Source organism: Pseudonocardia sulfidoxydans NBRC 16205 (genome assembly GCF_007989085.1).
Lineage (GTDB): Bacteria > Actinomycetota > Actinomycetes > Mycobacteriales > Pseudonocardiaceae > Pseudonocardia > Pseudonocardia sulfidoxydans.
Map to the genome: position 1 here is coordinate 92,894 of NZ_BJVJ01000008.1, position 24,114 is coordinate 117,007.

Consider the following 24,114-nt stretch of genomic DNA (forward strand, 5'->3'; position numbering starts at 1 on the left):
TCACTCCCCGCAGGAACGGTCAGACGAGGCCGAGCGCGAGCATCGCCTCCGCGACCCGGGCGTAGCCGGCGATGTTCGCCCCGGCCACGTAGTTCCCCGGCACCCCGTACTCCTCGGCGGTCTGGTGACACCGGGAGTGGATGTCGCGCATGATGTCGCGCAGCCGGGCCTCGGAGTGCTCGAAGGTCCACGAGTCGCGCGACGCGTTCTGCTGCATCTCCAGCGCCGACGCAGCCACGCCGCCCGCGTTGGCGGCCTTGCCGGGACCGAACGCGACCCCGGCCTCCGTCAGCACCCGCACCGCGGCCGGAGTGGTCGGCATGTTCGCTCCCTCCCCCACCGCGACACAGCCGTTGCGCACCAGGGCGGCGGCGCCGTCGGCGTCGAGCTCGTTCTGGGTGGCCGAGGGCAGCGCCACCTGGCACGGCACCTCCCAGATCGAGCCCCCGTCCGTGTAGGTGGCGCCGGTGGCCTTGTCGGCGTAGGCGCTGATCCGCTCCCGCCGGACCTCCTTGACGTCCTTGAGCAGCTCGAGGTCGATGCCCGCGGGATCGTGGACGAACCCGCCCGAGTCGGAGCAGGCCACGACCCGTCCGCCCAGTTCGTGCACCTTCTCGATCGTGTAGATCGCGACGTTGCCCGAGCCCGAGACCACCACGTCCCTGCCCTCGAAGGACTGCCCGCGCACCCGCAGCATCTCCTCCACGAAGAACGTGCAGCCGTAGCCGGTGGCTTCGCGACGGACCTGGGCGCCCCCGTAGATCAGGCCCTTGCCGGTCAGCACGCCGGACTCGTACCGGTTCGTGATGCGCTTGTACTGGCCGAACAGGTAGCCGAGCTCGCGACCGCCGACGCCCATGTCCCCGGCCGGGACGTCGGTGTACTCGCCGATGTGACGGTAGAGCTCGAGCATGAAGCTCTGGCAGAAGCGCATGACCTCGCGGTCCGACCGGCCCCGGGGGTCGAAGTCCGAGCCGCCCTTGCCGCCGCCGATCGGGAGCCCGGTGAGCGCGTTCTTGAACACCTGCTCGAAGCCGAGGAACTTCACCGTGTCCAGCAGCACCGACGGGTGGAACCGCAGGCCGCCCTTGAACGGGCCCAGTGCGCTGTTGAACTCGACGCGGAACCCGCGGTTGATGTGGATGTCGCCGTTGTCGTCCTCCCACGGCACCCGGAAGATTATCTGCCGCTCGGGTTCGCAGATCCGCTCCACGATCCGGGCGTCCGCGTACTCCGGGTGCTTGTCCACCGCAGGGCCGATGCTGTCCAGGACCTCGCTGACGGCCTGATGGAACTCCGCCTCGCCGGGGTTGCGCGACAGGACCCGCTCGTAGATCGACCTCAGTGCTTCATGCATGCCTCGCGTCGTGTCCTTTCCATCTCTTCGCCCCGGGGACGCCCGGTGTGTGTCGCCCACGAGGTTGCCACGACCGAACGGCTCGGCCTGCGTGACCCGCGACCCACTTCTCTGCACGACGGCCCGCCCCGGGCTCCGTCCCAGGTGACACGCTCCCGGCCGACCGGAGCTCCCGGCCCCGACAGCGCCTCCGGGTCGGCCACCGGTCAGGCGCCCGGCGCGCGGAACGGGCTCAGGGCTCCACGTCGATTCGTACCATCAGCGGTGCCGTTGCCGACAGTCGGCCTACGGCCGCGCCCTGCTCATGGCGCAGGGATTCGTGGGGCCGTGACCGGATTGCACGTATCGAACGTGACGGACACGGCGGTCGCCGCGAGCTGCGCACCGGACGTCGACTGTGCGCGGACCGCGGGTCACACCGACGGCAACCAGTTCCCGTGCAGCCCCAGCGGGACCCGGACCGGCATGCGGACCGTCGCGACCGGTCCCGACGCGGGATCGGATGCCGGGAGGACGACCAGGGCGGACTCGCCCGTCCCGAAAGTGCTGGTGAATGCGAGCCACCACCCGCTGCCCGGGTCGTCCGAGCGCGGGTCCGGCGCGAACGCCGGCTCCCCGACCGCCACGTCGGCGGGCTCCCACCGCGACATCGCCCCGGTGCGGGCGTCGTGCCACGCGAGGCCGTCACGCACACCGGGGTGCGGCGTCGGACGGGAGGTCCGCAGCGCGAACGCCGACACCGGGTGCTCGCGGCCGAGGAGCCGGTCGTCGATGCGGGGGAAGTCGACGTTCAGGTCGGAGACCGTCTCCCGGCGCACGGTGCCCGCGGCCGGGTCGAGGATCGCCCGGGTCATCCTCGGGGTTCCCGACGGGCCCGCCGTGATCCCCGACGGCTTGGCCCACTCCGCGTACTCCAGGACGACGACGTCCGCCGCCGCGTCGGCGGAGTCCTTCGCCTCGAACGCGTTGACGGTGTGCCACAGCCAGAAGGTCTCGTCGTCGCACCACCGCACGGGCCCGCCGTCACGGGGGACGAGCGCGATCCGGGTGCCCGTCTCGGGCTCCCAGGCCAGCATCGACCCGCCCCGCATCGCCGCCGCGACGTCGAAGAACAACGGGGACAGGACGAGCACCACGAACCGCGGCGTGATCGCCATGTCGTGGATCATCACGGGCCGCTCCACCCCCTCGACCGGTCGCGGCGCGGTCGCGGTGCCGTCCCGGTCGATGGTCGTCCACGTCAGGAACGGGGGCTGCAGGTTGTAGTGGAACGCGATCATCTCGCCGGTCGCCGGGTCGATCTTGGGATGGGCGCAGATGCCGGCCGGGAGCGTGCCGTCGAAGGTCTCCGGCCCGACGGTCTCCAGCTGCGGCGACATCCGGTACGGCAGGGTGAACTCGGCCAGGGCGAGCAGCCGCCCGCCGTGCCGGACCACGTTGATGTCCGGGAGGTCGCGGACGGTACCCGCGAGGTGGGGGCCGACCTCGTCGGCGTCCGGCCGCCACGGGCTGAGCAGCCCGGGCCAGATCGCGTGCCCGACCTCCTCCTCCTTGACGAGCATGGGACTGCGGACGAACCGGTTGGTGTAGCGGGCCCGGCCCCCCGAGATCTCGACGCGGTGCAGCATGCCGTCCCCGTCCAAGGGATAGGTGTAGCTGCCGACCGGGGAGAAGCGCGGGTTGGGCCCGTTGCGGAGGTAGGCGCCGTCGAGGTCGGCGGGCAGCTCGCCCTCCACGGGCAGGTCGGTGACGTCGACCTCGGCGGTGACCGGGGCGTACGGCCCGGTCAGGTGGATGTCGGTGCTGGTGTCGACGGCGGTGGGCCGCGGAATCTGCGTCGTGTTCATGGCTCGACACTGACCCCGTCGCCGGGCCGGAACATCCGCCATCGCACTCGGATGTCCGCCGCTGCCATTTTGCGCAGATACGAGCGGGATGGCGGATGTTCCTGCTCGCCGGTGAGGGCAACGTCGGTGACGACGCGGAACCGGCCCGGCTCCGCAACCAGGAGAGGACCGATCGTGAACGCCACGCGTGCCCCCGAGTACACCTCCTCGATCGCCGAGACCTCGCTCGGGCCCGTCGAGTACGCGGTCGTCGGCACCGGAGCCCCGGTCGTCGTGCTGCACGGCAGCCCCGGCGGTATCGACGCCGCCGCGCTCATGGCCCGCATGCTGCCGCGGGACCGGATCAGCGCGATCCTGCTGTCACGGCCCGGCTACCTCGGCACCGATCTCGCGGGCCGGACGACCATCGACGAGCAGGCCGACCTCGTCGCCGCACTCCTCGACCACCTGGGCATCGAGCGGGCCGGCGTCTACACGTGGTCCGGCGGCGGCCCCGCCGGCTACCGGTTCGCCGTCCGCCACCCCGGCCGGGTCACCGCGCTCGTCGCGAACGCCGCCGTCAGCCGGGCGTACGAGCTGCCGCACCAGGACCTGCCGACCCGGCTGCTGTTCACCACCGCTCCCGGTCAGTGGCTGATGCGCCTGCTCGCCGCCCACCAGCCCCAGCAGTTCGTCCAGGGCACGCTCAGCAGCGAGGGCGACCTCGGCCCGGAGGAACTGACCGCGCGGGTCGAGCAGGTCTTCGCCGATCCCGACGCGCGACAGTTCGTCCTGGACCTCGGCCCCGCCTCCATGCCCGACAAGGTCCGCCGCGCCGGCTTCCGCAACGACCTCGACCGGTTCGCGGAGATCACGTCACTCGAACTCGGGAGGATCACCGCACCGACGTTGGTCGTCCAGGGCACCGCCGACGCCGACCTGCCGCCCGCCCACAGCACCTTCGCCGCCGCCGCCGTCCCCGGCGCCGAGCTGCTCACCCTCGACCGGGGCACCCACCTCGCCCTCTACATCCACCCCGACGCCGCAGCCGCGCAGGCCCGCGTCGTCGACTTCCTCCTGCGTCGCTGACCGACACCACCCGCACGACATCCGAATCCCGAAGGGAGCACGACCATGACCAGCCACCACACCACCCGCACCACGTCCGGATCGTCCCTGTCCGCCCTGTCCCTCGTCGGCGCGTTCCTGCCCTGGATCGCGTTCACCGTCGTCGCCCAGCGCCTCGCGGCCGACGGCGTCGCCTGGAGCGCACTGATCGCCGTCGCCATGACCGTCGTCGCGCTGCTCTGGGACCGTGCCCGCAACATCCCCATGCAGCTCAACATCTACTCCGGGGTGCTGTTCGCGACGATGGCCGTCGCCGGGTTCGTCGGCGGCCGCGAGGTCGACCAGTGGCTCTTCGAGTGGGGCCGCCCGCTCGTCGGCGTCGTCCTCGGCCTGCTGATCCTGGCCACGGTCGGCGTCCGTCCCTTCACCGCGGAGTACGCGAAGAAGGACCTGCCCCGCGAGGCCTGGACCTCACCGGTCTTCGTGAAGATCAACCGGGTGCTGTCGGCGGCGTGGGGCGCGGCGATCGTGGTCATCGGCCTGTCCGGTGTCGTCGTCGCCGCGCTGGAGGGCCAGCCCACCGGCACCGACTCGCCGTACCTGCTCGACCTCGCCCTGAACTGGGTCGTCCCGATCGTGGCGCTCGTCTGGGCCGTCCACTTCACCAAGACCTACCCCGACCGCGTCACCGGCTCCGCCACCGCGAGGAACGGCTGAACCTGGAGACGACGGCCGGGGACCGGGTGGGAGTTCAGTCCTCGACCCGCTGCACGGCGACGACCTGCAGCCCGAGGTCCTGGATGAGGGCGAGCACACCGTGGAGGTGGGCGTCGTCGACGACGGTGCCGCGGACGACGGTCTCCGGCGGAGCGTCGCGGACCGTCATGCCTTCGAACGCCTCCCGGGTGCTGGGCGCGAGGTGTCCGGCGATGCGGAACTCGTAGCGGTGCGACGTCATCGTTCCTCCGCGACTAGTCGGGCGAGGCCGTGGGCTCCGGCGGCGGTGCGGGTGGTCGGCTGCCGACGAGGGCGTCCAGCCAGTGCGCCCGGGGGTCGGCGTCGACGAGCAGCACCTTGGCCAGCAACGTGAGCGGCACGGCGAGCACCGCGCCGAGCGGTCCGAGCAGCCAGGCCCAGAACACGAGCCCGACCAGCGTCAAGGACACCGAGAGGCCGACGGCGTCGCCGACGAACTTCGGCTGCACCACCGAGGTCAGCACGAAGTTGACGGCGAGGAACACCACCGCGACGACGATTGCGCTGCCCCAGCCGCCGGTCAGGATCGCGAGCAGCAGCGGTGGGACGAGCCCGATCCAGAAGCCGATGTAGGGGATGTAGTTGGTGATGAACACCAGCACGCCCCACAGCAGCGCCAACGGGATCCCGAGGAACGTGAGGACGACGGCGTCGACGACGCCGGTGACGAGCCCGACGATCGTGGTCACCACCAGGAAGCGGCGGGTGCCGGTCGCGAACTCCCGCAACGCCGTCGCGACGTGCGGACGGCGCGTCGCGACGGCCTGGATCCGCGGACCCGCCCCGGCCGCTTCGACGCCGAGGAACAGCAGCAGCGACAGCAGGAAGACGAGGTTTCCGGCGAGCCCGGCCAGCCCGGCCAGCAGCCCGGTGACGATCTGGACGAACCGTCCGTAGTCGAGTCCCGCGGCGATGCTGCGCAGCTGGTCCGGTCCGACCCCGAACCTGCCGAGCAGCTCCAGGGTCGAGGTGACGACGCCGTTGAGCTCGGCGGCGTAGCCGGGCAGGATCGTCGCGAGCCGGGCGACGGAGTAGACGATCACCGCGGCGAGCACGACGAGGACCGCGTAGATCGCGAGCACCAGCACGGCGGTGGCCAGCCAGCGCGGGGCGCCGCGGCGGACCAGCGCCCCGTGCAGCGGATGAACCATGATCACCAGGACGAGCGCCAGGAACACCGGCGCGACCAGCCAGGATGCCGCGGCCGCGCCTGCGGCGACGACGACGAGCGCGGCGAGGGTGAGCAGCACGGCCGTGGCGCGTGGCAGACCGGGTTGCGACGGGGCGGCCGCGTCACCGTGCGACACGCGGGCATCGGTCATCGGGGTTCTCCTGGGGGTTGCGGTGGATCAGCGTGGGCGGCCGGGGCGTCCGGCGGACAGGCCCGGCCCGGGTGAGAACTCGGTCGGCGAGGACCCGGCGGGCGAGCACCTGGTGGGGTGGACGGATCCGCGGTGGCCAGCCACGCCGCCAGGGAGAGCAGGACCCGCGCCGCCGCGAACAGGAACGCGAGCCCCGCGAGCAGCGACCCGAACACCGCGCCGCCCAGCGAGCCGGAGGTGGCACCGATGGTCAGGGTCGTCACCACCGTGATCGCCTCGAACAGCAGCGCGCCCGTCGCCGCCACGGGCGCGACCGTCCGCACCGCCATCCGGTGCCCGGGCAACCGGCTCAGCAACCACACCAGCACCGACCAGACGATCCCCCACCCCAGGACGAGACCGACGAGGCTGACCAGCACCCCCGCCGCGGGCGAGTCGGCGAGCCCGAGGAGGTCGAGCGCCGCGCCGAGCCCACCGGTCGCGCTGACGGTGAGCGCGACCGACGCCGGCACGGCCACGAGCAGCACCAGCAGCGAGGCCGTGTCGCGCAGGATCCGTCGCGGCGACGCGGGCGGGCGCGGCGGGAGCTCCCACATCGCCGAGATCGCCTCGCGGACGACGGCGATCCAGGTCGTCCCCGCCCAGACGGCCGCGACGAAGCCGACCGACGCGACCGGCACCCGGCCGGACACCGTGGCGTCGACGAGCGGGACGACGGTCTCGGCGATCGGTGCTGGGAACCCGCTGACGACCCACGTCTCCAGGTCGGCCACGAGATCCGGTCGGGCCCACAGCAGGAACCCGGCCGCGGCGAACAACACCATCAGCAGCGGCACCGCCGCGAGGACGGTCGCGAACGCGACGGCCGAGGCGAGGTGGTTGCCGCGCTGCGCGAAGAAGCGACGGCCCGCCCGGTGCAGGTGGTCCGCCGCCCGGTACCGCTGCCGAAGGTCCGCGCCCCATCGGCGGGGGTCCATGTCGCCGGTCAGATCGTGATCCGGCCGGTGGCGAGGCCGACGACCCCGGCCACGGCACCGGCGACGACGAGCACGAGCAGCACCAGCTCGACAGGGGTGAAGGCCCGGGCCTTCTGTTCACGTCGCGCGCGCAGGAACAGCAGCGTCCCCGGCGCGTAGACGATGCAGGACATGAGCAGGAACTCCACGCCCGCGGCGACGATCAGGAAGAGCGTGTAGATCGTCGCCAGCGCGGCGACCAGCAACTCCCGGAACCGGCCGGGCGAGATGCGCACCGCGTAGCCCGCGGCGAGCAGGTAGGGCACCAGCGACAGTGAGGTGCAGAGCTTGAGGGTGAAGGTGAACGCGTCGTCGGAGAACAGGGTGAGCAGCAGGACGATCTGGCTGAGACCGCTGGTGAGCAGCAGTGCCGGGGCGGGGACGTCCTTGGCGTTGAGCCGGGACAGGAAGCGCGGCATGTCGGAGTGCTTCGCGGCGACGAACAGCACCTCGGCGGCCATCAGCGTCCACGCCAGGTAGGCGCCGAGCACCGAGACGATCACCCCGACGCTGATGAAGACCGACCCCCACGGGCCGACCACCGACTCCAGCACGCCCGCGACCGAGGGCTGGCGCTGATCGGCCAGGTCGGCACGGGGCAGCACACCGTAGGACAGGACCGAGACCGACGCGAACAGCGCCAGCACCGACAGGAACCCCACGACGGTCGCGCGGCCGACGTCCTCGCGGCGCTTCGCGTAGCGGGAGTAGACGCTCGCCCCCTCGATCCCGAGGAAGACGAACACGGTGATCAGCATCGTCGCCAGGATCTGGCTGCCCAGCCCGGTGGTGTAGCCCGCGCCGCCGAAGAAGTTGGCGGAGAACACGTCGGCCTTCAGCGCGAACACGAGGATGACCACGAACGTCACGAGCGGGACGATCTTGGCGACGGTCACGACGGTGTTGATGCCGGTCGCCTCGCGGACCCCGCGCAGGATGAGGAACGCGAAGGCCCACAGGCCGATCGAGGAGATCACGACGGCCAGAACCGTGTCGCCCTCGCCGAGGGCCGGGAACAGGGCGCCCAGCGTCGACTTGATCAACACCCAGTAGGTCACGTTCCCGACGCAGGCGCTGGCCCAGTAGCCGAACGCGGACAGGAAGCCGGGGTAGTCGCCGAAACCCGCCTTGGCGTAGGCGTAGACACCGGCGTCGAGGTCGGGCTTGCGGACGGCGAGGTTCTGGAAGACGAACGCCAGCATGAGCATCCCGACACCGGCGACCGCCCACGCGATCAGCGCACCGAGGCCGCCGGTGGCCTGGGCGAAGTTGCGCGGCAGCGAGAACACGCCGGCCCCGACCATCGACCCGACGACCATCGCGGTCAGGGCGGGCAGTGCCAGCGTCGCGGCGGCCTTCTGCTCTGCCGCTGGGGCACGCTGCTCGGTCACGCCGGCTTGTCCATCCGTGCTCCTCGATCTGGTCGCGGCGGGGCCGGGCGGCGTCCGGCGCGCCGGACGATTCCGCGTCGCCCGGCTCTCACCCGTCACCCCCGGTGGGTGAGAACTCGGCCCGCACCGTCAGTGGGGTGTGGCGAGCGCGGCCGGCGGTCACGGGTTCAGTCCGCGCAGGACGTCGACGACCATCCGGGTCACGCCACTCGTGAGGAGCATGACGGCGATCGCGGTCAGCAGGATGCCCGCGATCCGTTCGAGAAAGGCCTGGGTGGACGCCTTGGCCCGGCGCTGGACGTGTGCCGCGGTGTAGAGCGTCGCCCCGGTGACGGCGGCGTAGAGGACGCCGGCGATCGACAGCGCGACGATCTCGCCGACCGACGTCGCATCGGCCCGGAAGCCGACGAAGAACGCGAACGTGGTGCCACCGACGGTCAGGGGGAAGGTCACCGGCACGAACGCGTACTTCCGCCAGGCCGGGGCCTCGGCGGGTGCCTCGACAGCGACGCCGCGGGCGGCGGGCGTCCCCGCGGCACCGTCGGCGCCGATCGGCTCTCCGGTACCCGTCCGGTCGTCGGCAGGTTCCGGTTCCGGCGGGTGCGCCGCGACGCCCCGCATGAGCGGGACACCCTCGTAGAGCAGCGCGATCCCGCCGACGGCCGTCAGCGCCGCCGTGCTGATCCCGAGCAGCTCCAACAGTGGCTCGCCCACCCACAGCGCCACGAGCCCGAAGATCGAGACGTTGAGGAACAGCGCGAGCGCCAGCCGCAGCTGGCCGCGGCCGTCCAGCCTGCCGACGACGGGGAAGTACGACGACAGCGCTGCGATCGGGCTGTAGAGCGCGACGAGCGCGAGGAAGAGCAGCAGCGGCTGCCCGAACAGGTCCACCCGCGTCAGAAGTCGACGGCGTCGCGGATCAGCGGGCACGTCATGCAGTGCCCGCCCCCGCGGCCGCGCCCCAGCTCGGCGCCCACGATCTCGATCACCTCGACGCCCGCCTTGCGCAGCAACGCGTTGGTGACGGTGTTGCGGTCGTAGGCGAACACCACGCCCGGCGACGCGGCGACCAGGTTGTTGGCGCTGTCCCACTGCTGGCGCTCACCGGCGTAGGCGTCGCCGCCGGTGCCGATGACCCGGAAGTCGGTGAGGTTCAGCGCGTCGGCGACCGTGTCGGTGAACGACACCTTCTCCTCGGTGACCTCGACCGGGTCCTTGTCCCCGGGACGCAGGGAGAAGGTGTGGATGCCGTCGACGATGTCGAGGTAGGCCGTCGCGATGTCGCGGTCGGCGAAGGTGAACACGGTGTCGAGGTGCATGGCCGCCCGCAGCTTGGGCATCCCGGCCACGATCACCCGGGTCGCGGCGCCGTTCGCGAACAGCGCCGCCGCGAACTGCGTGATGGCCTGCCGCGACGTGCGTTCGCTCATCCCGACGACGACTGCGCCGTTGCCGATCGGCATGACGTCACCGCCCTCGAACGTCGACAGCCCCCAGTCCAGCTCGGGATCGCCCCACCACACTCGCGCGCCGACGAAGTCCGGGTGGAACTCGTAGACCGCCTTCATCAGCAACGTCTCGTCGTGGCGGGCGGGCCAGTACAGCGGGTTGAGGGTGACGCCGCCGTAGACCCAGCACGTCGTGTCACGGGTGTAGAGGGTGTTGGGCAGTGGCGGCATCAGGTACTCCCGGACACCGGTCGACTCCCTGGCCAGCGCCACGTAGCCGGGCCGGAAGTCGGCGGGCAGGTCGTGGGTCGACAGGCCGCCGATCAGGAACTCCGCGAGCGTGCGGGAGTCGAGCCCGTCGAGGAACGCGCGGGTCTCGGCGACCAGGCCCAGCCCGACCTCGTTCGCGACGATCTTGCGGTCGAGCAGCCAGGCGCGGGCCTCGGGCAGGTCCAGAACCTGGGCCAGCACGTTGTGCAGCTCGACGACGTCGACGCCGCGCTGACGCATCTTGGCCATGAAGTCGAAGTGGTCGCGGCGCGCGTTCTGCACCCAGAGCACGTCGTCGAACAGCAGGTCGTCGCAGTTGCTGGGGGTCAGCCGCTCGTGGGCCCGGCCCGGCGCGCAGACCAGCACCTTGCGCAGCGTCCCGACCTCGGAGTGGACCCCGTGGCTCGCGGACGGGCTTCCTGCGGTCATGTGCCTGCTCCTCAGGTCGTGGGGCCACGCGTCATCGCGGGCGGCCCCGAGGATGCGGCGCCGCGACGACGGCACGGCTCACCCACCGTGGGGGAGCACTGGGCAGGACTCGGCCCGTACCAGCCGGTTTCACGAGGCGTCCTGATGCACGCCCGAACCCCGGTGCGGCGGATTCTCGTCCCACGCGGGTAACGGTTCGGTTGCGCAGCGCGAGCATCACGGTGTCGCTGCTTCGATACTCCTGGTCTGGGCCGATCGGGAAGGTGCGCACCGTGGAACGGACGACGCCGGCAACCGGTGTGGTGAACGCCGTGGCGACGCGCAACGTCGTCACGGCGAAGCTCGCGATACCCCGGCTCTCCCCGATCCACCTCCACCGGCCGCGGCTGGTGTCCGCGCTGGAGCACGACGGTGCGCCGGTGACGCTGATCAGCGCCCCCGCCGGATACGGCAAGACGTCTGTCGTCGCAGAGTTCGCCGCGTCGCACCACGACCACGTCGGCTGGCTGTCCCTCGACGAGCGTGACGACGAGTCCGGGCTGTGGGCGGGCGTGCTCGCGGCGCTGTGCGTTGGTTCGGCGGTCGCGCCCGACAGCCCGCTGCGGTCGCTGGCCGTACCGGGGTCCCCCACCGCGGACCCGGCGTTCGTCGCAGAGGTCGACTCGGCCCTGCACGCGGTGCCGAGCCCGGTGACGCTCGTCCTCGACGACGTCCACGAGCTGGCCCCCGCCGCCCGGGTCGCCCTCGACCACATGGTCCGGCGGCTTCCCGACACCGTCCGGCTGGTCCTGCTCACCCGCCGGGACCCGCCGCTCCCGCTGGCCCGCCTCCGTCTCGACGGGCGCCTTCACGACATGCGGGCCGACGACCTGGCGATGGACGCCTCCGAGGTCGCCGACCTGCTCGTCGAGGTCGGCATGACGCTCACCGACACACAGGTCGACGTGCTGCTCCAGCAGACCGGCGGCTGGCCCGCGGGAGTACGGCTCGCGGCGCAGTCCCTCGTCGTCACCGGCGACCCCGACGCCTACCTCGACGACCTCGCCGGCAACGACTACGCCATCGCCGACTACCTCGTCACCGAGATCCTTTCCCGCCTCCCGGAGCCGGCCGTGCACCTGCTGCACTCCGTGAGCATCTGCGACCAGCTCCCGTCGTCGCTCGTGACGGCCCTCACCGACGTCGAGGACGCGGCCGAGGTCTTCGACTCGCTGGAGCGGACGACCGGGCTGGTGACGACGTACGGTCCCGGGCGCGCCCAGTACCGGGTGCACCCGCTGCTGCGCGCGCACATGAAAGCCAACCTGCGGCGCACCCGCCCCCACACCGTGACCGGCCTGCACCGACGCGCGGCGGGCTGGTTCCTCGCCCACGGCATGCGCGCCGACGCGCTGCGCCACCTCACGGCCTCCGAGGACGTCGCGGCGCTGCTCGCCCTGCTGCACGAACAGGGCACCGACCTGATCGCGGACGGCTACGGCAGCGCCGTCCTCGACGCGATCGCGACCCTCCCGGCCGAGGTCACCGCCGCCGATCCGCTGCTGCTCGCCGTGGAGTCCTACGCCCGTCTCGGGCGCGGCGAGCTCGCCGCCGCCCAGCACGCACTCGACCAGGCCGACGCCGCCCACACGACGACGACAACGGCCTCCACCGGCCCCGAGGCCGCGGCGACGCTCGCCATCGCCCGCACCCGCCTCAGCCTCGCCCGGGACCGGCTGTTCCACCCGCCCGGAACGGTGCCGCCGGCGCTCGGCTCCCTCGGCACCGCGTGGTCCGACCGGCGGCTCGAGGCCCAGGCCGCCATCGCTGCGAGCCGGGTGCAGGAGGCGGAGGACCTGGTCCGCGAGGTGCTCGCCGACCCGCACATCGACGAGTTCGCGCGAGCCCGCGCCACGTCGGTGCTCGCCCTGGCGACCGGCTTGCGCGGCGGGTTCGCGGAAATGGCCGACCTCGCCGAACAAGCCTCCGACCTCGGCTCCACCACGGGCCGCTGGGAGGACACCGACGCCGGCACCCTCTCCGCGATCCTCACCGGTTACGCCGAACTCATGCGCTGCCGGCCCGCGGCGACACTCGCCGGGCTGGCCCGGGCCGACACCTACGCCACCAGGATGGGGCCCGCCGTCGTCCTGACCCCGCTCCTCGACGTCCTGCGGGCCACCGCCCGCTTCGACCTCGGCGAGCGCGAGACCGCGTTCGACCTGATGCACCGGGCCCGCACCAGCACGGTCGTCGACCGGGCCCGCGACGAGCAGATCGCGCTCGTCGCGATGCTCGCGCACGGGATGGCGGTGCAGCTCGGGCGTCGTGACGAGGCGCACGCGGTCACGTCGTGGGCCGGCACCCGGTTGGCCGGGACAGCCGAGCTGGCCATCATGCGCGCGACCGGCTCGGCCGCGATCAGCCGGTTCAGCGCCGCCCGACGGCTCGCCGAACCGGTCCTCGACGGGATGTTGCGCGCCGAGCTGCCCTGGTCCGTCGTCGAGGGCCGGCTGCTGGAGTGCACGATCGCGCTCGGCACGGGCAACCGGGCCCGCGCCGAACGAGCGCTGACCGCGGCGGTGCGAGCGGCACGCGACGTCGGCGTGCTGCGGCCGCTCACCACCGCGACCACCGCGGTGACCGCCCTGATGCGCGCCCGGCTGGGTGCACTCGGCGCGCTCGACGACCTCGCCGCCGAAGCCCTCGCCGTCCGCGGCCGGCACGGCCTGCTCGACCCCCCGACGTTGACCGACCGCGAGCGGGCAGTCCTTGCGCAGCTACCGTCGCTGCGGCCCATTGCCGAGATCGCCGCCGACATGGGAGTCTCCCCCAACACGGTAAAATCCCACGTCAAGGCGCTCTACGCCAAGTTCGGCGCCGGCTCCCGCCGCGAAGCCGTCGACGCCGCCACCCGCCTCGGCCTGATCCGCGGCACCCCGTCCGGTCACATCCCCGCCCAGCGAACACAGCACGACGACTGAGCTCCCTCCTCAGGATCGCCGGGCCGGCAGCACAGAAGCCGCGACCACGCATCCCACGACCACAGCTGCACCGTGGTCGATGAAGCACTTTCCCAAGATCGTGCTCGACTCACGACACGCCCACGTCGTCGACCGGCGGTTCAGTCGGATCGGGGTCGGCTGCGTCCTCGTCGATGTTCGGTTCTTGAGCGCCAAAATTGTTCGCAACGGCTTCCCAGTACTCGGCGAGCTGGCTCAACATCGCGATTACCAACAACCGGCCTTCAGGCCCGTACCCCTCCATGAGCAGGTCTTCAAGCTGTTTCGAGCGCTGCATCGTCTCGGCCATGACCTTGCGGCCGTCCGGGCTGAGGTAGAGCAGGCGCTTTCGGCCGTCACGAGACGAACGCCTCTTCTTGAGCCAGCCTCGACTCTCCAGTCGGTCCACTACCCCTGTCATGGTGGATCGGTCCAGCGCCACCGAGTTGCCGATGAGCCCCTGTTCCACGCCCGGGTTCCGGCCGACTGCGAGGAGTACGGCAAGCTGTGGGCTGGTCACGACCGAGTCGACGTGCAAAGACCATGCAGCCTGATACGCCTGCTGCAGCCTGCGGAGGAAGTAACCCGGCGCGGTCGCCATCTCGGGCGGAATGGCGGACGTTCGCACTTGGCCTCCGGTCATTCTTCCGTCTCTCGTTCGTTGTCGAGCATGGTGTCATCATCTCACCGCGCGAGCACTGACCGGACGTTCCGGGTCCGCTCCGGAACGTCCGGTCAGCGTCGTCACGCCCGGATGTCGCGCTTGCGCGTGTCGCCGAACGTGGCACACACGATGGCGCTGACGAGGCACGTCACGCCAACCATGATGACGATGGAGGTGGTGTCCCAACCCCACCCGATGAACAGCGCGGCGAAGAGGGGCCCGAGGCCACCGCCGATGAGGCCGGAGAATTGGTACGCCACAGAGGACCCCGTGTAGCGGTAGCGGGTCGGGAAGATCTCCGACAGGATCGCACCCACGACGCCGTTAGTCGCGCCGTTAAGAATCGCCATCCCAATCAGGAACAGGAAGAAGAGGGTGAGCGGGTCGCCCGTTTCAGCCATCGGGAACACGAACACATAGAAGACTGCCCAAGCAATGGCAGCTGGAATGTAGATGATGCGTCGGCCGACCTTGTCGGACAGCCAGCCATAGAAGAAGAGCGCGACGACCATGATTGCGAGCGCCGGGATCAGAGCGCCGAGGAAAGTCTGCCGTGCGAATCCGAACTTCGTGATCGCCCAGGTGATGACATAGGTCGAAAGAAGCGCCTGCGCCATGAACGGGCCGGCGTAGATGAGAATGGCTGCGCAAGCACGCGCCGGCTCAGCTCGGAAGAGCTCGAAGAGAGGCAGCTGCCTCCAGCCCCGCACCTCACGTCGCTGCTCGCTCTCCTCGAGGAAGACTGGCGACTCAGAAACGCGGAGCCGGACGAAAAGACCCACCGCGATCAGCAGGATCGAGGCGACGAACGGGATACGCCACCCGAACGACATGAATTGATCGTCGCTGAGGAAGCCGAGCAGGTCGAAGGCAAGGTAGGCGAGAAATACGCCCGCTCCGCCACCGACTACGGCTGCGCTGCTGAAGAGCCCCCGCTTGCCTTCGCTGGCGTGCTCGACACTCATGAGGATGGCGCCGCCCCACTCACCGCCCGCTGCGAGGCCCTGGATGACGCGCAGTGTGATCAGCAGGATGGGAGCCCAGTTGCCGATGGATGCGGAACCTGGGAGCAAGCCGACCAGGCATGTCGCCGCCCCCATCATGGACATCGTCCAGATGAGCACGACCTTCCGGCCGTACTTGTCACCGAAGTGCCCTGCGATGAGACCGCCCAGAGGCCGGGCGGCATATCCGACAGCCAAGGTGGCGAAGGAGAAAACCGTGCCGACGGCTGGCGACGTTCCCGCGAAGAACACCGCCGGGAACACGATCGCCGCCGAGAGGCCGTAGAGGATGAAGTCGAAGAGCTCGACGGTCGTACCGATGAAACTCGCGGCGTAGACACGGCGACCCAGCCGCCTCTTCTCCGCCGGGTCAAGCGCCTGAGTGGGCGACTGCGGCTGCCCCTCATCAACGGTCATGGCATCTCCTGGATGACTCGCCGCGGGCTCGTTCGCTGTCTGCGGCTGGGTTGGTACAGGGGGGCTGCTGCCTCACCCCGGCGGGCTTGCTGCGGCACGAACGACGGCCAGATGACCGCGTTGGCGGGTCATCAGAGCACAGATGGGTTCTGGCGACAAGGTCTGTCTCGATCGACTATTCCCGTGGCCTAGCCCCTCTCGACATCCTTGACACACCCTCTCCGACGCCGAATACTCAGTACACAGACGATTTTTCCGGGGCGGATGCGCCGGTACCGAGTTCAACCCCAGGAGGGCACCTGCATGAGCAACGAAGCCGGTTCGCCGAGGCGTTCGGTGCTTCAAGCCGCGCTAGCTGATCTCGCCTCCGTACCAGCGACGAGCCGGTGGGTGCGTGCGGGTGAGCTGGCCCTGCACGTGCTGGACTACGGCGGCACCGCCCGGCCGCTGGTGATGCTCCCGGGCATCAGCAATCCGGCCGTCACCATGGACTTCATCGCTCGTGAACTCACGGATCTGGTCAGACCGGTGATCGTGGACGTGAGAGGGCGCGGGCTCTCCGACAGCGCCGACTCGTACTCGTTGCAGGACTACGTCGGCGACCTGGTCGCGGTCATCGACACGCTCGAGCTGTCGGCGCCTGTGGTCATGGGCCACTCGATGGGTGCGCGGATCGCAGCCCTCGCCGCGAGTCAAGGTGTCGGCGCAATGTCAGGCACCGTCCTCGTCGACCCGCCGATGAGCAGTGGCCCCGGACGTGGCCCCTACCCCGTGCCGCTCACGATGTTCACCAGCCAGCTCGACCAGGCCGCGCAGGGAGTGACGCCTGACGAGGTGGCTCAACAGTGGCCCACCTGGCCCGCGCATGAGCACGGAATCCGCGCACGCTGGCTGTCGAGCTGCGACCACGAGGCGTTGCGCCAGACCCACGCCGGGTTCGAGGCTGACGACTTCTTTGCCGTCTGGGCCGCGGTGCCTGCGCCGACCGTGCTGATGTACGGCACGCACAGTCCGATGGTGACCGCGCGGGACATCCGCGACGCGCGAGCGGCGAACCCGGCCGCTCGGTTCATCGAGGTCGCGAACGCCGGTCACATGGTCTTCTGGGAGGCGTTCGACGCCGGCATCACGGCATTGCGAGACGCCGTCGCCGATATGATCGGCTCCCGATGAGCACGGAGGACCTTCCCACGAGGACTGACGAGCGGAGCGTTACCGATCCCGGCGCAGCCATCATCACCGGCGCTGGCGGAGGGATCGGGCGTGCCGTCGCCCGCCAGTTCGCACAAGACGGTTTCCGCGTCGCGCTGGTGGACCGCGACTCGGCGCAGCTGGACTCGGCCGCTGAGCTCGTACGCTCTGAGGTACCGGGTTCCATGATTGTCAGCTACGTCGGGGACGTGACCGATGGCGCCAGCGTGGAGTCGTATGTCTCGCGGGCGAGCGCCGACCTCGGCGCGCCGCGCGTCCTGGTGAACAACGCCGGCATCGAGGGCCGGGTCCGGATGGTTCACGAATACTCCGAGGAGGAGTTCGACCAGGTATGGGCCGTCAACGCTCGTGGCGCATGGCTGAACCTCAGGCATGTCGCTCCCGTGATGCTCCGGTCAGGTGGGGGCGCAATCGTCAACATAGCCTCGGTCGCTGCGGTCAAGTCCGCCGTCCTGTTGGCGCCCTACGTCACCAGTAAACACGCGGTGCTGGGGCTGACTCGTGCCGCGGCCAGCGATCTGGCCTCGGGCGGCATCCGGGTGAACGCAGTCTGCCCTGGCCCGGTCGACACCCGGATGTTGGAGGCGCTCAACGCCCAGCGATCCGAGGCGGACGGGGGTGTGGCGGAGCGCAGCCGGATGACCTCCAACGTGCTGCTGAAGCGATTCGCCGACCCGAGCGAGATCGCGACGGTGGTGGCGTTCCTTGCCTCCGACGCGGCTTCGTTCATCACGGGCGCGGCGATCGTCGCCGACGGCGGACTCACGATCTAGCGGAAGGACTCTGCCGAACTCATGGAATCGACGACGCCGTCACGCCTTGGCAGAAGGGCTGTGCTGGTGAAACCCCACCAGCCGGTGGAGATCTGGGAGTCCCCGGTCGAGCCTCCGACGGGCGCAGACGTACTGGTCGAGGTCGAGATGGCCGGCGTGTGCGGTACTGATCACCACTACTTCATCGGCGAGGTCGATCTGCCCGGGCCGATGGTGTTCGGGCACGAGGGCATCGGCCGGGTGGTCGAGCTCGGTCCGGAGGCGCAGACCGACTGTGTCGGTGACCCGATCAAACCCGGTGATCGCGTGTACTGGGTTCCGCTCAAGCCGTGCCACCGATGCCATGCATGCACGATCCTCGAGGACACATCGCTGTGTCCCCACCAGTCACCGGGGCGGTTTCGTGACCCGCGGCTGACCCCCTATGCGACCTACACCGACTTCGCGTTACTGCCGCCCGGCATGGCCTTCTTCAAGGTGCCCGAAGGCACGCCGTCGGAGGCTGTGATCGCGTTCGGCTGCGCGATGCCGACCATGCTGCACGCGATCGAGCGGCTGGGAGAGATCCGGCTCGGTGACAGTGTCGTCGTCCAGGGCTGCGGGCCCGTGGGACTGGCGGCGACGCTGCTCGCGCGGCTCGCCGGTGCCGGCGACATCACCGTCATCGGGGCGCCGGATGCACGTCTGGAGATGGCCCGGCGACTCGGCGCGACGTCGACGATCGACCTCGACGCGGCCGCCACGTCGGCCGAGCGCGCCGAAGCCGTGCTGGACGCTTCCGACGGCCGCGGCGCCGACATCGTGATCGAAGCAGCCGGCAAGCTGGCCGCGTTCGGCGAGGGGATGCAGCTGGTGGCGCGAGGCGGGCGCTACCTCGTCGTCGGGCTCTGGTCCGCGCCCGGCCGAGCGCCGATCGAGCCCCGTCATGTCAACAACACGAACATCCGAATCATCGGATCCGCACTCTCCCGACCACGCCACATCCACCAAGCGGTCCAGGTCGCCCGCAGGCACCACGAACGGCTGCCGCTCGCCGAGGCGGTATCCCACAGGTTCGGCCTCGCGCAGGCACAACAGGCGATCGAGTCGGCCGGTCGGCAAGAAACCGTCAAAGCAGTGATCGAGCCGGGAAGGGACCGGACATGAACCGACTCAATGGAACGAAGCAGCCTCGCTCTCGCCTGCGGGAGTTGCTCACCGGGCCGCGCCCTCTCGTCGCGCCAGGCGCGTATGACGCACTTTCGGCCCTCTTGGTCGAGCAAGCCGGCTTCGATGCCGTATTCATGTCGGGCTTCGCAGCGAGCGCGAGCCTGCTCGGCAAACCGGACATCGGGCTCCTGACCGGCAGCGAAATGACCGACAACGCGCGACGGATCGCGGATGCAGTGGACCTGCCACTCATCGTCGATGGCGACACGGGCTACGGAAATGCCCTCAACGTCGCGCGGACGGTCCGGCTCTACGAACAAGCCGGCGCAAGTGCCATCCAGCTGGAGGACCAGGTCCTCCCCAAGCGATGCGGCCATATGGCCGGCAAGCAGGTCATCCCGTGTCCTGAGATGCTGGGAAAGATCCGTGCCGCCGTCGATGCCCGCAGCGACCCGGACTTCCTGATCATCGCGCGGACGGACTCTGCCGCCGTCGAAGGGGTCGACGCGGCCATCCAGCGCGCCCACGCCTTCGCCGACGCGGGCGCTGATCTACTCTTCGTGGAGGCTCCCGAATCCGTCGAAGAGATCAACCGGGTCGCGAAGGCATTGTCCGGGGACGCACCTCTGGTGTTCAACTGGGCCGAGGGCGGCCGGACACCACCGCTGACCCTCGACGAACTGGCCACGATCGGCTTCTCGCTCGTCTACTTCCCCATCAGCACTCTGCTGTCAGCCACAGCGGGCATGCGGCGCGCCCTTCGCGAACTGAAGGAACAGGGCACCCCAGCCACCCTCCTGGCCGAACTTCCCGCCTTCGACGAGTTCACGTCGATCGTTGGCCTTCCTGAGATCCGGTCCCTGGAGACGCGCTATGTCTAGGATCGCGCCCCCACCTTTCCGTGAGCCGTGGACATCCTGTCGTGATCGTCGCAGCTGAAGAGGCACGAGCGCTCGTCCAACGGGTGCTGATCGCCGCGGGCGCCCCGGCCCACGCCGCAGGCATGCAGGCCGAGCTCTTGGTGGAGGGTGACCTCCGAGGTCACCATTCACACGGTCTGCAACGCCTGCCCGTGCTGCTCGAACGGATGCGCCGCGGGCTGATCGACCCGGCCGCGCACCCCTCGTACCGCTGGGCATCGCCTGCTTTCGCCCTCGTGGACGGACACCACGGGTTCGGCCCGGTCATCGGGTACGACGTGGTGGACACGCTGCTGGCCCGAGAGCAGCCCGTCGCCGTGGCCGCCATCCGCAACGGAAACCATCTCGGCATGCTCGCGCCCTACGTGGAGCGGACAGCCTCGGCCGGCGCCGTTGGCGTGATCCTGACCACGAGCGAGGCGCTCGTTCATCCCTGGGGTGGCCGCCGACCGATGGTCGGCACCAATCCGATCGGGATCGCGGTGCCGACCCAAGATGAGCCGTTCGTGCTGGACATGTCGACCGGAGCGATCTCCCGGGGAAAGGTGCTCCACCATGCGCTCGTAGGTGAACCATTGCAGCCAGGATGGGCTGTCGATGCCGCAGGGGAGCCGACCACGGACGCCGCGAAGGCGGTGGACGGCGCGGTGTCGCCGTTCGGCGGACCGAAGGGCTACGCGCTCGGTCTCGCGTTCGAGCTGCTCGTCGCCTCACTGACGGGAACCGAGACCGGCGAGCGGGTGCTCGGGACCCTCGACACCGAGCACCCGAGCACCAAAGGTGACCTGTTCATGGTGTTGCGTCCGGCAGCGTTGGATGCGGGGTTCCGGGCTCGGATGGGGATCTACCTCGACGAGGTACGCGCCAGTCCCCTCGCGCGAGGAAACCGGCGCATCGACGTCCCGGGCGACCGCGCTCGCCGCGAGCGCACAGAACGGCTCGCCTCGGGCGTACCGATCGACGATGAAGTATGGAAGGCAGCACAGGACTTGTTGTCATGACTATCGACTCCCAGCTCACCCATGCGGTCCTGCGGGTGCCGCCGCTGATCCACTTCGGATGGGGCAGTGCGGCATCGGTGCCAGGGATTGTTTCCGGCCTCGGTCGCCGGGTCCTGGTCTGCAGCGACATGAACCTGATCGGTCAGCCGGATTTCGCGCTTCTGCACACGACCCTCGTCGCAGCCGGCTGCCAGGTCGAGATCTACTCGGAAGGCCGCCCCGAGCTGCCATTGTCAACCATCGACGCAGCCGTCGCGGCGGCATCGCGTGCTACGCCAGATGTCATCCTCGGCTACGGCGGCGGCAGTTCGATCGATCTGGCGAAGATCGTCGCGTTGTTGCTGACCCATCCCGGCCCCGTCAGCCGTTACTACGGAGAGAACAAGGTGCCCGGCCCACTGCTGCCGGTGGTGGCGGTCCCGACGACCGCCGGCACCGGTTCGGAGGTCACGCCCGTGGCCGTCGTCGCCGATCCGGAACGCGAGTTCAAGGTCGGTGTCTCCAGCCCGTGGCTGATCCCGGCGGCCGCCGTTGTCGACCCGGCCCTGACCCGCGGCTGTCCGACCCGCGTCCGTGCGCATTCGGGCGCGGACGCGTTGGCCCACTCGCTGGAAGCGCTCACCGCTGGTCACCGCACGCCGACGTGGACAGTTGATCTGCCAGTGTTCGTCGGCTCCCAACGGTTGGGGAACAGCTTGGCGCTGGAGGCAGCGGCCAGCATCGGCCCCAACCTGCGGCGCGTGGTGGCCGACGCAGCGAACGAGCCCGCCCTCACCGCGATGTCGTATGGCAGCCTGTGCGCCGGAATGGCGTTCGGCACCTCTGGAACCCATCTCGGGCACGCCTTGCAGTACTCGATCGGAGCCGCCACCCACACGTCCCATGGCCTGGGCGTGGGTCTGCTGCTGCCCTACGTCCTGGAGGCGACCCGCCCAGTCTGCGACGACCGACTGGCGCAGGCCGCAGCGGCCTGGGGGATCGAGGGGCCAGACCCCGCAGGTCAGGTGATCGACGAGGTGGTCGCGATTCTGGCTGGCGCCGGCATCCCCCGCACGCTCGCCGACATCGGGCTCGAACGCCGGGAGCTGCCGCGGCTGGCCGAACAAGCGGCCCGGTTCGAAAGGCTCGTCGCCAACGCCCCGATCCTCGCCGACGACGAGGTCCTGCTGGCGATCCTGCATGCCGCCTGGTCTGGCGATCGCCCGCTGGCCCGGCGTCGGTGACGGCTTCCGCCCCGGATCGTTTTTCCACACCTGGACGACTAGAAGGACGCATGACTGCACTTGCCCCCGCCCCGGCCGCCGGCGCTCGCCGTTTCACGGGGAGCTTCGTCGCAGGCCAGTGGCGTGAGCCGAAACCTGGTACCGGACAAGATGTGCTCGACCCCGCCGATGGGTCGGTGATCGCCACAGTCGCCGACAGCACGGTGGCCGAGTGCCTCGAGTCCGTGGACGCAGCCGCCGACGCCCTGGCGTCATGGGCGGAAAGGCCGCCACGGCAGCGCGGGGAGATCTTGCGCCGGGCATTCGATCTGATGAACGCCGAGCGGGACGCCATCGCCCACTTGATCACGCGAGAGAACGGCAAGCTCCTCGTCGATTCCTACGGCGAAGTTGCTTACGCCGCCGAGTTCTTTAGGTGGTTCTCCGAAGAGGCCGTGCGGATCGGTGGCGAGTACCGCCTCGCACCGAATGGCGACAAGCAGATCATGGTCACCCGCAAACCGATCGGCGTCGCCCTGCTCATCACTCCGTGGAACTTCCCGGCTGCGATGGCGACCCGCAAGCTGGCACCCGCCCTGGCCGCCGGGTGTTCGGTGGTACTCAAGCCCGCCCTCGAGACGCCGTTGACCGCGACCTACATCGTCGACCTGCTGACCCGCGCGGGTGTGCCCGCAGGAGTCGTCAATCTCGTACTCCCCTCACAGCCCGGTCCAGCGGTCAGCGCGATGCTGCACCACCCGGCCCTGCGCAAACTGTCCTTCACCGGCTCGACCGAAGTCGGTCGCCTCCTGCTGCGCGAAGCGGCCGACAACGTCGTCAGTGCGGCGTTGGAACTCGGCGGCAACGCGCCGGTGATCGTCCTGGAGGACGCCGACATCGACGCTGCTGTGGACGGCGTACTGGTCGCGAAGATGCGCAACGGCGGCGCGGCGTGCACCGCTGCCAATCGGATCTACGTGCACCGGGCCGTCGCAGATGACTTCGCCGGCCGGCTCACCCAGCGGATGGCCGCGCTGCGGTTGGGTCACGGCGCAGACCCTGCGTCAGGCGTTGCGGCCCTCGTGTCCGACGCGGAGGTCGAGAAGATCTGCCGGCTCGTCGATACGACTGTCGCTGCTGGTGCCTGCGCCACAACCGGCGGTAGGCGGCCGAGCGGCCCCGGGGCGTTCTATCCCGCCACGGTGCTGGTCGGTGTCGAGCACGGCATGGAGATCACCAGGCAGGAGATCTTCGGCCCGGTGGCCCCATTGATCGTTTTCGATGAGGAGGAGCAGGCGATCAGGTGGGCCAACGACACCGACCGCGGGCTCATCGGCTACGTGTTCTCTCGCGACACCGCCCGGGCGGTCAGGATCGGCCACCTGCTGGACACCGGCATGGTCGCGATCAACACAGGCGTCGCGAGCGATCCCGCCGCGCCGTTCGGCGGGGTGAAGCAAAGTGGATTGGGCCGCGAGGGCAGTGATGTCGGCATCGAGGAGTTTCTCGAGCAGCAATATCTCGCCGTACCAGTGTGATCGGTGCAGCACCTTGAGCGGAGAGGGACCGTCTGGCGCACCGTCTCCGCCTGGCCGTCTGGGCAAACGATCACGAGCCTGTTCCGCCCAGTGCACCATTCCGCGGCGGACCCGGGCCACATGCCCACACCACGACCGGCAAGATCGAGCCCCGGCATCAGACCCAGCGTCGGGAGCTGCTCGATGCCGCCGGCCCGTGCGAGCCGCACCGATGCAATGGCGCTGCCTACGGTCGACTCCCTCGCTACCCAGGACGGCGTCCGGAACGGCCAGTTCCAAGTGACGTGCAGAGGTGATCGGCGACATACGGACGGCACCGGGGCGGCGGCGGGCTGTCACCGATCCGTCCAAGATCCGGGTGAGCAGGTGG

At 70.2% G+C, this 24,114-nt stretch carries 20 protein-coding genes; 10 read left to right on the top strand and 10 right to left on the bottom strand.

Translation table 11 applies throughout. From position 1 onward, the window contains the following. Positions 1 to 19 precede the first annotated feature (19 nt). On the bottom strand, positions 20 to 1,357 hold the full coding sequence (gdhA, locus tag PSU4_RS06670) for an NADP-specific glutamate dehydrogenase (RefSeq protein WP_147103543.1): 1,338 nt from the start codon (positions 1,355 to 1,357) through the stop codon (positions 20 to 22). A gap of 413 nt (positions 1,358 to 1,770) precedes the next feature. Next, a complete protein-coding gene (locus PSU4_RS06675) occupies positions 1,771 to 3,204 on the bottom strand; it encodes a carotenoid oxygenase family protein (RefSeq protein ID WP_147103546.1) in 1,434 nt (477 codons plus the stop codon). A gap of 174 nt (positions 3,205 to 3,378) precedes the next feature. Between PSU4_RS06675 and PSU4_RS06680 the strand changes: the two genes are divergently transcribed. Next, positions 3,379 to 4,272, top strand: coding sequence for an alpha/beta fold hydrolase (locus PSU4_RS06680; RefSeq protein ID WP_246114976.1), 894 nt, complete (start codon positions 3,379 to 3,381; stop codon positions 4,270 to 4,272). Between the two features lie 45 nt (positions 4,273 to 4,317). After that, positions 4,318 to 4,968 (top strand): DUF3159 domain-containing protein, encoded by a 651-nt coding sequence (locus PSU4_RS06685; RefSeq protein WP_147103551.1) that lies wholly within the window; start codon positions 4,318 to 4,320, stop codon positions 4,966 to 4,968. A gap of 34 nt (positions 4,969 to 5,002) precedes the next feature. Here PSU4_RS06685 and PSU4_RS06690 read toward each other — a convergent pair whose 3' ends face one another. The 6 genes from PSU4_RS06690 to PSU4_RS06715 form a co-directional block, all read right to left on the bottom strand. After that, positions 5,003 to 5,209, bottom strand: a complete 207-nt coding sequence (locus PSU4_RS06690) for a DUF8691 family protein (RefSeq protein WP_147103554.1) — start codon at positions 5,207 to 5,209, stop codon at positions 5,003 to 5,005. A gap of 13 nt (positions 5,210 to 5,222) precedes the next feature. Further along, on the bottom strand, positions 5,223 to 6,329 hold the full coding sequence (locus PSU4_RS06695; protein ID WP_147103556.1) for an AI-2E family transporter: 1,107 nt from the start codon (positions 6,327 to 6,329) through the stop codon (positions 5,223 to 5,225). After that, positions 6,326 to 7,306 carry a YhjD/YihY/BrkB family envelope integrity protein gene (locus tag PSU4_RS06700; protein ID WP_147103559.1) on the bottom strand — a complete coding sequence of 327 codons (981 nt, stop codon included), beginning with the start codon at positions 7,304 to 7,306 and terminating at the stop codon, positions 6,326 to 6,328. The genes PSU4_RS06695 and PSU4_RS06700 overlap by 4 nt, the downstream gene beginning before the upstream one ends. Positions 7,307 to 7,314: 8 nt before the next feature. After that, entirely contained in the window at positions 7,315 to 8,736 is a 1,422-nt protein-coding gene (locus tag PSU4_RS06705) for a basic amino acid/polyamine antiporter (protein WP_246114977.1), read from the bottom strand. Positions 8,737 to 8,895: 159 nt separating this feature from the next. Then, complete coding sequence (locus PSU4_RS06710; RefSeq protein WP_222596189.1) at positions 8,896 to 9,627, bottom strand: MarC family protein; 732 nt, start codon at positions 9,625 to 9,627, stop codon at positions 8,896 to 8,898. 5 nt (positions 9,628 to 9,632) lie between these two features. Beyond that, the gene (locus tag PSU4_RS06715; protein WP_147103562.1) at positions 9,633 to 10,883 is read right to left on the bottom strand and encodes an arginine deiminase; all 1,251 of its coding nucleotides are present in this window, start codon (positions 10,881 to 10,883) and stop codon (positions 9,633 to 9,635) included. A 272-nt stretch (positions 10,884 to 11,155) separates the two neighbouring features. Here PSU4_RS06715 and PSU4_RS06720 point away from each other — a divergent pair, with 272 nt between their 5' ends. Beyond that, positions 11,156 to 13,846 carry a helix-turn-helix transcriptional regulator gene (locus PSU4_RS06720; RefSeq protein WP_147103564.1) on the top strand — a complete coding sequence of 897 codons (2,691 nt, stop codon included), beginning with the start codon at positions 11,156 to 11,158 and terminating at the stop codon, positions 13,844 to 13,846. Between the two features lie 109 nt (positions 13,847 to 13,955). On the opposite strand, the gene PSU4_RS06725 is transcribed toward PSU4_RS06720, so the two are convergent. Continuing rightward, positions 13,956 to 14,492 carry a MarR family winged helix-turn-helix transcriptional regulator gene (locus PSU4_RS06725; protein ID WP_222596190.1) on the bottom strand — a complete coding sequence of 179 codons (537 nt, stop codon included), beginning with the start codon at positions 14,490 to 14,492 and terminating at the stop codon, positions 13,956 to 13,958. A 116-nt stretch (positions 14,493 to 14,608) separates the two neighbouring features. Continuing rightward, positions 14,609 to 15,949, bottom strand: coding sequence for an MFS transporter (locus PSU4_RS06730; protein ID WP_147103570.1), 1,341 nt, complete (start codon positions 15,947 to 15,949; stop codon positions 14,609 to 14,611). Positions 15,950 to 16,252: 303 nt separating this feature from the next. On the opposite strand from PSU4_RS06730, the gene PSU4_RS06735 reads away from it, so the two are divergent. From PSU4_RS06735 to PSU4_RS06765, 7 genes are read left to right on the top strand one after another with little or no spacing between them, the layout of a single operon-like run. Further along, entirely contained in the window at positions 16,253 to 17,122 is an 870-nt protein-coding gene (locus tag PSU4_RS06735; RefSeq protein WP_147103573.1) for an alpha/beta fold hydrolase, read from the top strand. Further along, entirely contained in the window at positions 17,119 to 17,934 is an 816-nt protein-coding gene (locus PSU4_RS06740; protein ID WP_147103576.1) for an SDR family NAD(P)-dependent oxidoreductase, read from the top strand. Before PSU4_RS06735 ends, PSU4_RS06740 begins: the two co-directional genes overlap by 4 nt. 21 nt (positions 17,935 to 17,955) lie before the next feature. Then, a complete protein-coding gene (locus PSU4_RS06745) occupies positions 17,956 to 19,080 on the top strand; it encodes a zinc-binding dehydrogenase (RefSeq protein WP_147103578.1) in 1,125 nt (374 codons plus the stop codon). Further along, positions 19,077 to 19,964 carry an isocitrate lyase/PEP mutase family protein gene (locus tag PSU4_RS06750; RefSeq protein WP_147103581.1) on the top strand — a complete coding sequence of 296 codons (888 nt, stop codon included), beginning with the start codon at positions 19,077 to 19,079 and terminating at the stop codon, positions 19,962 to 19,964. The genes PSU4_RS06745 and PSU4_RS06750 overlap by 4 nt, the downstream gene beginning before the upstream one ends. Positions 19,965 to 20,005: 41 nt before the next feature. Further along, entirely contained in the window at positions 20,006 to 21,004 is a 999-nt protein-coding gene (locus PSU4_RS06755; protein ID WP_222596191.1) for an Ldh family oxidoreductase, read from the top strand. Then, entirely contained in the window at positions 21,001 to 22,227 is a 1,227-nt protein-coding gene (locus PSU4_RS06760) for an iron-containing alcohol dehydrogenase (RefSeq protein WP_186816784.1), read from the top strand. The genes PSU4_RS06755 and PSU4_RS06760 overlap by 4 nt, the downstream gene beginning before the upstream one ends. A 50-nt stretch (positions 22,228 to 22,277) precedes the next feature. Beyond that, entirely contained in the window at positions 22,278 to 23,744 is a 1,467-nt protein-coding gene (locus PSU4_RS06765) for an NAD-dependent succinate-semialdehyde dehydrogenase (protein ID WP_147103587.1), read from the top strand. Positions 23,745 to 24,114: the final 370 nt, after the last annotated feature.